The organism is Calothrix sp. NIES-2098 (genome assembly GCF_963875125.1).
Lineage (GTDB): Bacteria > Cyanobacteriota > Cyanobacteriia > Cyanobacteriales > Nostocaceae > Aulosira.
Genome location: NZ_CAWNKJ010000001.1, coordinates 8438745 through 8451855 on the forward strand (window position 1 = coordinate 8438745; position 13111 = coordinate 8451855).

The 13111-nt window shown below is 43.6% G+C and carries 9 protein-coding genes; 4 read left to right on the forward strand and 5 right to left on the reverse strand.

The genetic code is table 11. The features are described from left to right. Positions 1–7: 7 nt before the first annotated feature. Positions 8–856, reverse strand: coding sequence for a M28 family peptidase (locus tag AACU33_RS35480; RefSeq protein ID WP_096594921.1), 849 nt, complete (start codon positions 854–856; stop codon positions 8–10). A 316-nt stretch (positions 857–1172) separates the two neighbouring features. On the opposite strand from AACU33_RS35480, the gene dnaK reads away from it, so the two are divergent. Together dnaK and AACU33_RS35490 are read left to right on the forward strand one after the other, a co-directional pair. Then, complete coding sequence (dnaK, locus tag AACU33_RS35485; protein WP_096594922.1) at positions 1173–3425, forward strand: molecular chaperone DnaK; 2253 nt, start codon at positions 1173–1175, stop codon at positions 3423–3425. A gap of 166 nt (positions 3426–3591) precedes the next feature. Next, positions 3592–4599 carry a DnaJ C-terminal domain-containing protein gene (locus AACU33_RS35490; RefSeq protein WP_096594923.1) on the forward strand — a complete coding sequence of 336 codons (1008 nt, stop codon included), beginning with the start codon at positions 3592–3594 and terminating at the stop codon, positions 4597–4599. Between the two features lie 274 nt (positions 4600–4873). Here the strand turns inward: AACU33_RS35490 and AACU33_RS35495 are convergent, their stop codons facing one another. Further along, on the reverse strand, positions 4874–7324 hold the full coding sequence (locus tag AACU33_RS35495) for an ATP-dependent helicase (protein ID WP_096594924.1): 2451 nt from the start codon (positions 7322–7324) through the stop codon (positions 4874–4876). Between the two features lie 247 nt (positions 7325–7571). Continuing rightward, positions 7572–8432, reverse strand: a complete 861-nt coding sequence (locus AACU33_RS35500) for a tetratricopeptide repeat protein (RefSeq protein WP_096594925.1) — start codon at positions 8430–8432, stop codon at positions 7572–7574. Positions 8433–8680: 248 nt separating this feature from the next. Between AACU33_RS35500 and AACU33_RS35505 the strand changes: the two genes are divergently transcribed. Next, the gene (locus AACU33_RS35505) at positions 8681–9397 is read left to right on the forward strand and encodes a potassium channel family protein (RefSeq protein WP_096594926.1); all 717 of its coding nucleotides are present in this window, start codon (positions 8681–8683) and stop codon (positions 9395–9397) included. Here the strand turns inward: AACU33_RS35505 and AACU33_RS35510 are convergent. Beyond that, positions 9354–10592, reverse strand: a complete 1239-nt coding sequence (locus tag AACU33_RS35510) for a cation:proton antiporter domain-containing protein (protein WP_096594927.1) — start codon at positions 10590–10592, stop codon at positions 9354–9356. The two genes, AACU33_RS35505 and AACU33_RS35510, sit on opposite strands and share 44 nt — an antisense overlap. A 104-nt stretch (positions 10593–10696) precedes the next feature. Beyond that, a complete protein-coding gene (locus AACU33_RS35515) occupies positions 10697–11782 on the reverse strand; it encodes a RuBisCO accumulation factor 1 (protein ID WP_096594928.1) in 1086 nt (361 codons plus the stop codon). 356 nt (positions 11783–12138) lie between these two features. Between AACU33_RS35515 and AACU33_RS35520 the strand changes: the two genes are divergently transcribed. Continuing rightward, positions 12139–13095 carry a response regulator gene (locus AACU33_RS35520; protein ID WP_096594929.1) on the forward strand — a complete coding sequence of 319 codons (957 nt, stop codon included), beginning with the start codon at positions 12139–12141 and terminating at the stop codon, positions 13093–13095. Positions 13096–13111: the final 16 nt, after the last annotated feature.

The following is a 13111-nucleotide window of genomic DNA, read 5'->3' on the forward strand; positions in this document are numbered from 1 at the left end:
CGATTTTTCATAATTGCCTAATCGCAACTTCTAAGCCTTCACATACGCCTGTGAGAAAATCTAAATCTAAGCTAGCAATAGTATCGCTGGGCTTGTGATAATGCGGGTTGCGTAAGAAGGATGTATCTGTCACCATGATTGCGGGATAGCCTGCATCCCAAAATGGTGCATGATCGCTTAGTCGAGTTTGCGGTATAATTAAACCCCGATTCGGTACGGGTAGCCATTGACTAGCTACACCAACTTTGCGAATACTCCGACTCATACTAATTAAGTCAGGTATTGTGCGCAGATTCCCGATTAAACCAATAAAATCTCCGCGATTTGGATAAAAACGCTCTAGAGGGGGTGGATAACTCTGGCTACCAGGCGTAGAATCTTTATAACCTAGCATTTCTAAAGACAACATCAAGCGTAGCGGTTGCTGTTGCTGGCGTAATAAAGCTGCATAGTCAGCACTACCCAATAAGCCATATTCCTCCATATCAAACGCCACCAGCCTTAAAGGATATCTAGCTGGTTGGGCTGCAAACTTCCTAGCTAATTCCAATAAAACTGCCACACCTGTAGCATTATCATCAGCTGCTACTGTTCCCGGTACACCATCATAGTGAGCAGCAATTAAAATTGGTGGTAAATTTCGCTTTTGCTGTTTTGCTTGAGCAGGTAAATTTAGTATGAGATTCTGGCAGATTTTGCTCCCGACTTCAAAGGTGTGGATTTCCACACTTCCCCATTGGGCGAATTGCTGACGAATATATTCTTGGACAAAAAAATGTCCAGCTGTGGCCATATAGGGATCGCGTTCTCGCGCTATTTCTGTTAGGTAATTTTGTAATCGTTCTTTTAAATTCAATTATTTAAATTATAGTCGCAGTATCAAAGTTTGCAGAAAAAGGGAAACACAGAGCCAGTATGATGAAAGTGCATTTCCCAACTCAAAGATGCTTTAAGTAAATAGCTTAGATAACAAGGTTTGAGGGTGTTTGGACACACCAACCATCGTCAATGTTATCCTAGTCTTGCAACTAGCTTCTTGAGCTAAAACCTACCCTAATAATGACTATTATACCTTTGACGGGTTTTCATCCCAGAGCAAAAAGCTAGAGGCAGTCTCGCCCAATCATAATAAATATAGTAATAGTAAGACACATTTAGGAGAAGAGTAACGCATGGGCAAGGTAGTCGGCATCGACTTGGGTACAACCAACTCAGTAGTCGCCGTGATGGAGGGTGGCAAGCCGGTGGTGATTGCCAATGCAGAAGGAATGCGCACAACCCCCTCCGTTGTTGGCTTTAGTAAAGAAGGCGAAAGAGTAGTGGGACAAATGGCACGGCGACAAACAGTGCTGAATCCCCAAAATACTTTTTTCGCGGTGAAACGCTTTATTGGACGCAGGTATAGCGAGCTAAATCCAGAATCGAAGCGCGTACCTTATACGATCCGCAAAGACGAAGTCGGTAATATAAAGATTGCCTGTCCCCGCTTGAATAAGGAATTCGCCGCCGAAGAAATTTCGGCAATGGTGCTGAAGAAATTGGCAGATGACGCCAGCACTTACTTGGGTGAAACAGTAACTGGGGCAGTGATTACGGTTCCTGCTTATTTTAATGATTCTCAGCGACAAGCCACTCGTGATGCTGGCAGAATTGCTGGTTTAGATGTGTTGCGGATTCTTAATGAACCTACCGCCGCTTCTTTAGCTTACGGATTGGATCGTGGTAGTACGGAAACTATTTTAGTATTCGATTTAGGTGGTGGCACCTTTGACGTGTCGATTCTAGAAGTTGGTGATGGAGTTTTTGAAGTTAAAGCTACTAGTGGAGATACTCAGCTTGGTGGTAATGATTTTGACAGAAAAATTGTCGATTGGTTAGCAGAGCAATTTTTAGAAGCAGAAGGTGTAGACTTAAGACGCGATCGCCAAGCTTTACAACGTCTGATGGAAGCTGCGGAAAAAGCCAAAATCGAACTTTCTGCTGTCAGCGTTACCGATATTAACTTGCCCTTCATCACCGCGACTGAGGATGGCCCCAAACATCTGGAAACTCGCATCACTCGTTCCCAATTTGAGGATTTATGTGGTGATTTGGTAGGACGTTTGCGGACACCAGTCAAACGCGCCTTGAAAGATTCTGGCCTCTCGCCCACAGATATTGAAGAAGTGGTGTTAGTAGGCGGTTCTACTCGCATTCCAATGGTTAAGCAGTTAGTGCGTGACTTAATTGGTATAGAACCCAATGAAAACGTTAACCCCGATGAAGTCGTAGCAGTAGGTGCAGCAATTCAAGCTGGAATTCTGGCAGGCGAACTCAAAGATGTGCTGCTTTTGGATGTAACGCCCCTATCTGTAGGTTTGGAAACTATCGGCGGCGTCATGAAAAAACTGATTCCCCGCAATACCACCATTCCAGTACGCCGTTCTGACATTTTCTCCACTTCAGAAAATAACCAGAATACTGTGGAAATTCACGTAGTTCAGGGCGAACGGGAAATGGCAGCTAATAACAAGTCTTTAGGACGTTTCAAGCTGTATGGTATTCCCCCCGCACCGCGAGGAATTCCCCAAATTCAGGTGTCATTTGATATTGATGCTAACGGCATTTTACAGGTGACAGCCTTAGATAGAACCACTGGTAGAGAGCAAAGTATCACCATCCAAGGCGCTTCTACTTTGAGTGAGTCAGAAGTAAACCGAATGATTCAGGATGCGCAAAAATATGCTGATATCGATCGCGAACGCAAAGAAAGAGTAGAAAAGCGGACTCGTGCTGAAGGGTTGATTGGCCAAGCCGAACGACAACTTAGAGAAGTAGCTTTAGAGTTTGGGATGCAGTTCGCCCGCACTCGCCGTCAGCGTATTGACAACATCTGTCGGGAACTCAAGGATGCTTTAAAGGATGATGACGATCGCGGCATTGACCAAGCTTACGCCGACCTGCAAGATGCTTTGTATGAGCTAAACCGGGAAGTTCGTCAGTATTATGCTGAGGACGAAGACGACGACTTATTTGGTACGATTCGCGACATCTTCACCGGTGGCGACAAAGAACGAGAACGCGATTATCCCAAAGATTCATACTGGGATCGAGATTCCTATGGCAGAGACTCGAATCGAGACTATGGCAGGGATTCTACCAGAGACTATGGCAGAGACTCGAATCGAGACTATGGCAGGGATTCTACCAGAGACTATGGTAGGGACTCGAATAGAGATTATGGCAGGGATTCTACCAGAGACTATGGTAGGGACTCGAATAGAGATTATGGCAGGGATTCTACCAGAGACTATGGTTATGGCAGAGACTCTAACAAAGACTATGGCAGAGATAATCGTTCCTCCTCTGATAATCGGTCTTCTCGCAAGCCGCCTCGTCCCAGCTACCAGGATAACTGGGATGACGATGATGACGATTGGTTGTAGTAGTCCAGACAAACGAGTGAAATTGCTTCAAAATTCGGATTTGGTAATTGGTAATTGGTAATTTGTTATTGAGTCAGCAGTATTTCAGAAAATAGCTGACAACTGACAGCACCCGTTACTGATTACCAAAATCTCAAATCTAAAATTTAAAGTTGAATAACTGACTATGCAAAATTTGCAGAATTTTCGCGATTACTACGAGATTTTAGGAGTCCCTAAAGAAGCCTCAAATGAGGAAATTAAAAAGGTTTATCGGCGTTTAGCACGACAGTATCACCCTGACCTGAATCCTGGAAACAAAGCGGCGGAGGAAAAATTTAAAATTATCGGTGAGGCTTATGAAGTCCTTTCCGATTCAACTAAGCGATCGCAGTACGATCAGTTTAGCCGCTACTGGAAGCAAAAAGGCTTTGGTAACAAACAAACACCAAAGGGTAAAGCTTGGGATACTCGCGCTAACAACCGCAACAGCACTCAAGAAGTAGATCCTAGCCAATTTGCAGATTTTGAAAGTTTTATTAATCAAGTAATCGGTGTCGGCGTTGGTCGAAAAGACACTAGAAATGGTTCAGCTAGCAACACCAACAGCGATCCGTTCCGTACCCCTAAAAGTAGGGTAGAGTACACAGTACCCAAAAGCCAACCACGCCCCGCCCGTCGCGATATTGAAGCTAGATTGACTTTACCATTAGAAAAAGCTTATGTAGGTGGTAACGAACGTATTCGTCTTGAAGATGGGCGATCGCTAGAAGTAACTATGCCTTCTGGGATGGTGACAGGTCAAACTATCCGACTGCGTAACCAAGGTATTGGTGGTGGTGACTTATACTTAAAAATTACCGTCGAGCCACATCATTTATTTAAACTAGACGGTTCCAATATATTTTGCCAAGTACCTGTAACTCCTAGTGAGGCTGTCTTAGGAGGACAAGTAGAAGCACCAACTCTTGATGGCCCTGTAAAAATGACCATTCCCCCAGGAGTTAGATCTGGTCAAAGATTCCGGTTAGCGAATAAAGGTTATCCTAACGATAGTGGTAAACGTGGCGATCAGTTGGTGGAAATCCAAATAGTTACGCCAAAAAGTATTAGTCCTGAAGAACAAGAACTCTACGAAAAAATTCGTCAAATTGAAACCTTTAAACCTCGTGCAGACTTACTAGGTTTAGGATGATTTTGTGTATCTAAAAATAGAAAATAACTTTCATTTTGATGAAGACCAGAATCATCTTTTTCATCATATATATACAAGCAATAACTTTCTTTTGTCACTCTAGGCACCATATTCTACCCATGTTCTTTCACCATAAAGATTCCCGACTTTTGAGTACTTAATATCTGGAACATTCGTCATTAAAAACATGGTAATTCCCAACTTCTGTCGTTCTAAGGAATCCAGGCTATCGTACTGTAACCTTGAGTCACTGTTACTGGTTTCGCACCGGGAACTAGTCTAAATTCCTGTTAACCTCTGTCGCCCCAGAAACCACACAATCAGGAAATTGGCGCTTTAAGGCGGGGAAAACTGGACAAGGTGCTTGTTCTTGTAAATTCTCTGGTTTACTCCACGTGAAAGGTGCTTTTTGCGCCGCAGACATCCACAACAACCGCTTGGCTCTCGTCATCGCAACGTAAAGTAAACGGTACTCTTCAGCAGTTTTGAGATGTTTTGCTATCTCCCAAGCTTGAGAAACTTCTGGGATGCGCGATTCATTGTGTAAAGCAGCACGCACTTGAGCGCGAGCAACTTCAGATAGAGTAAAGTCGCCCAAAAATTGGCTTTGGGGTGGAACCCAAAACCGACCGGGAATTAAGTTTTCGTGGAGAAAAGGGAGAAAAACATAGTCCCAATCTAGCCCCTTGGCTTTGTGCATGGTAATAATTGTCAGTTGACCGTTACGGGTGTAACGCGCTTCTAAATCTTCTGTTTCTACAGCTTCAAAGCGTTCGGAACTAACTATTTCACTCAAAGCTGACAGCATTGCTCCCATTGAACTATTACCAGCTATTTGCTGGTTTACCCGTTCTGCGAGTTTGTCGGCTGTTGCTAGTTCTGCTTGGTCGTAATTTAAAGCCAAAGCCAAAAAAGAAATTAACTGGTATATGGGCAGTTCCAAGCGAGCGCGGAGTAAACTACGACATAGATGTGCAGCTTTTTGGACTGTTTCAGTTTGCGGTGCTGCCAAGGGGCCGGGATACAAAAACTCTTCTGGTAAACTAGCTAAGGCATTGAGGTCTTGGGTGGGAATTAACTGGCGTTCTACCAATACCTCAAGCGCAGCTTTTAGGTAATCAGGGGAATGGGGGCGATCGCAAAATTGCAGTAATGCTAAAATTTCTTGCGGGATATGAGAACGGCGATCGCGTTCTCCCACATCGTAAAGTGTAATTTTATGCTCTTTACATATAGGTTCTAGTGCTTCAGCTAGCCATCTTCCTTGGCGATTTTCCCGCACTAACACGGCTGCACTCACTTTTGTGGGGTCTTCAGCAAATAACTCGATCGCTCTCTTGGAAAGTAATTCTACTGTGTGATGAATATCACGGGGCGTATAAAGTTCTAGCCCTCTTCCTACGGGTGCGGGGTTAGCATCTTGTTGGGGGTCGCCAGTGTCTACAGGACAAATTCTCTGGTCACGGAAGGGAAGTGAAGAGATAGAGCCATGAGATGATTGTTGCAGCTTGACTCCGTAAAAACTATTAATCCATTCCAGCGCAAAATTAGCTGCTTCAATGACAATTCTTGTACTTCGCCCAGCTCGATCCATTGTCGCCAATCTTCGCAGGCGATCGCACTCTTCGCAAAATTGCCGAAAATAAATCGGATCGGCTGGGGTAAAAGTTGAGTTAATCGCCTGGTTAGGGTCGCCTACTCGTACTAAGTTCAGTCCTGAGTGAGGAGTAAGAAGTAAAAAATTATCCCCCTTATCCTCCTTGTCTCCCTTGTCCCCCATATCACTCGCCAAAATTTCCAGCAACCTCGTCTGTAATGGACTAGAATCTTGAGCTTCGTCTTCAAAGACTGCGAAAACTTGGTTTTGCTCAAGGCGGCGAGCGCTGTCGTTCTCTAGCACTCGCAACGCTGCTAAAATCATGTCGTCGTAGTCGATGAAGTCGCGCGATCGCATTAATTTTTGATATTGCTCGTACAAGCCTGCGGCTACGCTTAAAATTGCGTACGGATCTGTGGTTTGTTCATTCCACTGCCGTAAATCTTCGGGTGATAGTCCAGAACTTTTGGCTTCATGAATAACAGTAGTTGCTAAGTCTGGTAAGACTTCTGTGCGCAACACTGATTGACGGCGTAATCTTTCTGTTTCTTCACCGTCAAATTGGCTACCTTCTAATAAACGTAAATAAGTAGTTTGATTATTAGCAATCCACTGTTCTACGGCGGTACGAATGAAACGATGGCTTTGATTTGGTGTAATTAATGTAACATTTTCTAACTGCAACCCAGATAAATCGGGATGACGGCTGGCAATATTCAATGCCAAACCGTGCAAAGTGTAAACAGCAAAACCTGTCTGGGGTAAAGATAAATCCTCGCGTAAATATTTGCGGATTTTAGCTTTAATATTGGCAGCAGCAGAACGTGTAAAGGTAACAACTACCAACTGACGGCGAGAAGAGAGGCGCGATTGAGCTGCACGTTCATACTGACGCGCGATCGCGATCGCCGCCGCAGCTGCCATTCCCGTAGATTTACCAGCACCAGGTACGGCAGAAACAGCCAAAGGGCCAGCATACCAATCAGCCATTTGCTGCTGTCCGGGGCGCAGGCTATTACGAATGCGGGCGATCGCTTCTTCCCGCAGAGTAGAAACAGGTGATTTATCAGATAATTCTGAGAATAGAGATTCTTGCGTCACTTGCTCAATAAAATTAGTGTCTGACATTAATAAAATTTTAGATTTGAGATTTTGAATTTAATTGCCAAACCGTAGATTTTACAAATTATGGGCGTTTATCTGTGGTTGGAAATTTTCCATCACAAACCAATCAGCTAATAGTTCTTTGACACTCCCCGACCTGAACAAGTTTCGCTTGGGAGCATCTCAATTTTTCTGTCGCGATTAATCAGGCATTATCTGCAATATTTATTTACAAGTGTCTTTTTTTGCAGGTATTTTCATAGCCACTCTATTAGTGAACCATATCGGCTGCTTTTTGCCAATCAGCCTCTGCGCCTTGCTTGTCTCCCATTTGGGAACGGGCGGTACCTCGGTTCTTGTAGGCTTCAACATAGTTCGGATTAATTCGTAGTGCTTGGTTGAAATCCTCAATTGCTGCTTTCTTCTCTCCTAATTGGAAACGAGCTATACCCCGATGATTATAGGCATCGGCATCGTTAGGATTAATATGCAGTACTTGGTTAAAATCTTCAATTGCTGCTTTCAGTTCTCCCGAATGTAAACGGGTGGTACCTCGGTTCTTGTAGGCAGTAGCATAGTTAGGATTAATTCGCACTGCTTGGTTAAAATCTTCAATTGCTGCTTTGATTTCTGCCAATTGGAACTGAGCAAGACCCCGGTTGTTATAGATAAGCGCATCGTTAGGATTAATCCGCAATGCTTGGTTAAAATCCTCAATCGCTGCTTTGATTTCTCCTAATAGAAAATGAGCAAAACCCCGGTTGTTGTAGGTATTACTATCGTTAGGATTAATACGCAATACTTGATTAAAATCCTCAATTGCTGCTTTGATTTCTCTCAATAATAAATGGGCAGCACCCCGGTTATTGTAAATTTGAGCATTGTTAGGATTAATTCGCAGTGCTTGATTGAAATCCTCAATGGCTCCTTTGAAGTCTCCCGATAGGAAACTGTTAATACCTCGGTTGTTGTAGAATATTGCATTCTTCTCATCAACTTGGGCTAACAATGTTACATCGTCAGCATTAGCTGGTTTAGCTGATAGTAAAATCGCAGTAGTAGTAATTATTGGAATTCCTAACCCAAGAGTTAATGCCACACTCAAAAAGGTTAATGCTTTGGGGAGTTTCATAACATCGCCCCCATAGAAGTTAATACTATACTTCTACTTCGATCTTAAAATCAATCCAAAAGCATTTATCTAAAACCTACTTAATTATCCATAATAAGTTATAAAATTTGATATATTATCTAGCCTGATAATTGGATGCATCCAAGTTTTTATTAATGCCCGCAGCTTTACCAAGAAATAGTATTACCGATCTGTCGCCTGCTGTTTGCAAATTGGGATAACATGAATTCTTTGGATGACAGTAAATTATGTATGTAGTAATTGGTGGAGCAGGAATGATGGGGCTGGGATTAGCCCAGCAGTTATTGAACTTAGGTCACACAGTTGCCATCATCGATCTAGATCCGCTTGCCTGTCGCTTTGCTCGTGAAAAAATTGGGGTAATGGCATTTGAGGGCAGTGCAGTTAACACTACGGTACTTTTGGAAGCTGGAATTAAACAAGCAAATGCGGTAGTTGCTGCACTCAGAGATGATGCATTGAATTTATCGCTGATTGTGTTGTCTAGGAGCTATGGCGTTTCCCATATTGTCGTGCGGATGCGCGATCGCGAATTTCTAGAAGCCTATCGCTTGGCTGGAGCAAGTCATGTCATCAGTACAATTGATTTGGCAGTTGCAACTATGGCGAATGCGATTGAATACCCCGAAGTCGAGTCAATGATGCACTTTGAGCAAGGCCAAGTAGAGGTATTGAAGTTACCCGTTCCTGGCAATTGCTATGTAGCAGGTCGCACTGTTGCCCAAATTGCGCAAGACCCCCGCTTTCCTAAAGGTTCGTTAATTATTGGCTACCAATGTCATGCTTGCGCCAATCTAGAGATTCCCAACGGCAATACTGTTCTGGAAGCAGATTCGACTATCCTGGTCGTTACTCGCTCAGAATTAGTCCATCAAATGATTGATTACCTTGGCATTCAAGCTAGTCATCTTCCAACGATAGAAGTGTCTCATCCAAATCTTTGATGTAGGGCTGCACCAGATCCTCTGGCACAATGCGTTTACGCAGGGCATCGCTCACGGCAACCTTTTCCGCTAGCAGCAATCGCCGTCGAATCCTATCTAAGCCACTGCGATCGCCTCCTAGTTTACCTGCCCGATATTGATTGTAGAGATCGCGCAGTACCCGTTCCGACTTTGCTACCCGCGCTTGATAGGATGCCCATAGTTCCTCATACACTGCTTTCGGCAACACGCCTGATTTCAGCAGACTATCTAATTCATCCTGAGCAGCTTTCGCCGCAATTAATTGAATCTGCAACTGCCCAGTTTCTTGAATTGTCTCGGAAACACGGCTGATGTTGAGCTGTTTGATCAGCCAGGGTAAAGCTAATCCTTGTATCACTAAAGAAAATAAAACCGAACCAAACACCAGCTCGATGAGAAAGTCTCGTCCCGTTAGCGATAAGGGAATAGCAACTGCTAACGCCATTGACAGCGAACCTTTAATATTTCCTAAAACCAAAACGTGCTGCCAGCGTAGCGGAATCGGGCGATCGAACCAGCGTAGCCCTGCTAATAATACATAAACCGAGAGAATCCGTCCCAACTGATACGCCAGAATGACGAACAAAATGGATGGCAAAATTCTCCACAGCGTTACTGGGTTAATTTCAATTCCAATCAACAGGAAAATAAATGTATTAACGCTAAAACCTGCGTATTCCCAGAAACTTAGCAGAGTAATTCTATCTGAGGCAGAGGAACTCTGCGGCAGCCCTAAATTGCCAAAAATCAGTCCAGCGATCACCACAGCCACCGCACCTGATACGCCCAAAAATTGCCCAATTTGAAAGGTTCCTAATGCTAGAGCAACCGTGAGCAAAGGCTTAAAAGTACTGCGAAGACGACTGATATCCGTATTAATCGCTGCTTCAAAAATCAGAATTGGCAGAAACAGGTTTAATACTAAGGAAGGGTCTAAGCCAATCCGACGCGACCAAAGTTCTGTGATGGGTAATCCTGCCAGTACCAATCCTGTTACATAAGGAATTCTTAGCCGCTGAGTTATCAATGCAACAGCAGTTGCAATTAGTAGCAAAATAATCAAAATGATGACCAGTTCAGGAATGGTTCCTGCGGTTTGACTATCTACAGCAGAATTGCTATCCAAAGGGGTTTGTTGCGCTAGAATCCACTCCATCACCGATCGCCCTCCCATAAAGCGCTTTTCTCACAAAAGTTGAGAGATTGGTTACTGTTTGAGTTTACAGGAGGCTCTACACTGCTGTTGCCGTGTATTGAGAATGAATCTTAGATTATTCTCTATTCGTCAATCTGCCAGGAATCCTTGGTTAGTTCTTCATCCAAGATTTTCTTAGGACGCAAGATGATAATAATTTTTCCTAATAAAGGAATTTCTGGTTCAGTTTCAAACCATTGAATATCTAAATCCCCAGAATTATCTACTAAAAAGTAGCTAGAAGCGTCCCATTGACGTTGGGCGCGATCCACGACGATCAGCACTTTTCCGGGCTGACTTTGGGTTTGATTGGGCAGGCGATCGCTATGAGCTAAAATTACCACTGGATCTTCGGCACTCAACAGTACTTGCCAACCTGGTAATGGCACCCAAGCTTGTTCGCCAGAAAATTTGACCATGCGAAATGGTTCAATTTCTGTCACTAGAGGCACTGCTTTTAAGTCATTTGGTGTCAGCGGCCACTCGCCAACTACAGGTACAATTCTGGGTAACTCGTCCTCAGACTCCAAGCGATAAAAAGGCAACAGTGGAGCTGGACGCTTAGGAACAACTGTAAAATCTGTGAGTAATTGCTCTATTTGCTTCCTAGCTGTTTGCGTATGAGCAAACCGCAAGCCTTTAGCAATTAAGCGCGATCGCTCTTGTAAATCTGTGTTTTGGCGTGCTAATTTCCATGCACCATAAGCTACAGCATCTCCGGGATGGGCAGAAAATCCTTCTGGCAAGGTGCGGAAACGGGAAAAATCTTTAATCGCCTTAGCTATTTCTCGTGCTTCATCCAAGTCGATTTTGTGGGTAAAAGCTAATTCCGCCGCCGCTGCCCGTTCTTCTTGGGTGAGCAAACGCAGCTCATATAAAACATCACTACCGCGTATAGAGAAATGCGATCGCGTTGCCTCAGATGCGCCACCTTTTTCTAAAGAATTATAAACTTGGGAACCAACAACCACCTGATTTTGCTGAATCGGCTCAAATCCAGTTGCCTCAAAAATATCTTGGGGATTATAACCAGCTTTTTGCAAATAGGCGATCGCTTGACCCCATTCCACCCAATTACCTTGTTTTTGCCTTAACTTTCGCAGTAACTCTTGGACAGTATCTAAATCAGCGTTACTAGGATTTTGAGAGTTAGGTGGTAAGTCAGTCATAAGCAATTCAATAACTTGAAAGTAGGGAGTAGGGAGATCAGGAAGGGTGGGGAGTGCGGGAGAGGGGACTGTTCCCCCATCTTTTTCTCATGCCCAATACCCATTTTCATACTTACTGGTGTACTAAAGTTTATTGGGTAATTAATATTTCATCAGCAAATTTTATTTTATAGGAAAAAAGTCGGAAACTCTTCGACCGCTTTTATAGGTATAAATTTGTTTATGGTAATTCTTCAGGATTAATTCAGTTTCTCTTCAGCTACATCCGCAAATTTTCGCAAGGCTGGTAGTTTATTATCGACTAAACTTGGTATGGAATATAACAAGATAGCCAATATATAAAGGACTTAACTTTAATGGATACTGCCAGTCTGGAAACTAATACAGATCGTCGCCAATTAAGGACTTTAGAAAGACCAAAAAAACTCAAAATCCTGGTAGTTGATGATGAACCAGACAATCTGGATCTGCTGTATCGCACCTTTCGCCGTGATTTTAATGTACTCAAAGCTGATAGCGGCATGAATGCCTTGCAAATTTTGGCAGATGAAGGGGAAGTGGCAGTAATCATCTCCGACCAACGGATGCCAGAAATGAAGGGTACTGAGTTTCTCAGCAAGACTGTACCGCAATTTCCAGATACAGTCAGGATCATTCTGACGGGCTTTACAGATATTGAAGACTTGGTGGAAGCCATTAATGCTGGGCAAGTCTATAAATACATCACCAAACCTTGGGACCCAGGAGAACTTAAGGCTGTAGTCCAAAGGGCAGCAGAAACCTACGACTTGCTGAAGCAACGCACCGAAGAATTGCGCTGTGCTAACGCCCAAATGGCACTACTGGCTGTTTTGGTAGAGGTAACACAGGCAGCTAATAGTTTAGAAGAAACTTTAATACCCATAGCTACGGCTTTTAGTCACAGTTTTGGGGCTGATAACTGCATTCTGCAACTACTTGAGGGCAATACTCTGATTGCAACTCAGGGATCTTACGGTTATAACAGTAATCTAGAAAACTGGCTAGCACAAGACCCACTCGTGAGCGAGGCGATCGCTACTGGTCAAGTGCAAGTATCCTTAAATGTATTGAAAGATCAAAAATTAGCTGGTGTCGCTCACTACCAACAGTCTGGTGTTCAAGCACACTTAGTTGTCCCAATTAGCTACCGTAACAAAGTTATGGGAGTTTTGTCTCTACAGTGGAAACAACCTCACACTTTGCGAGATGATGAATTAAAGCTAATTCACTTATCAGCACAATTGCTAGCGATCGCTTTGACTAGCAGTTGCGATCGGGAAACAAAAATTTAGTCAAGAGTTAATTGTC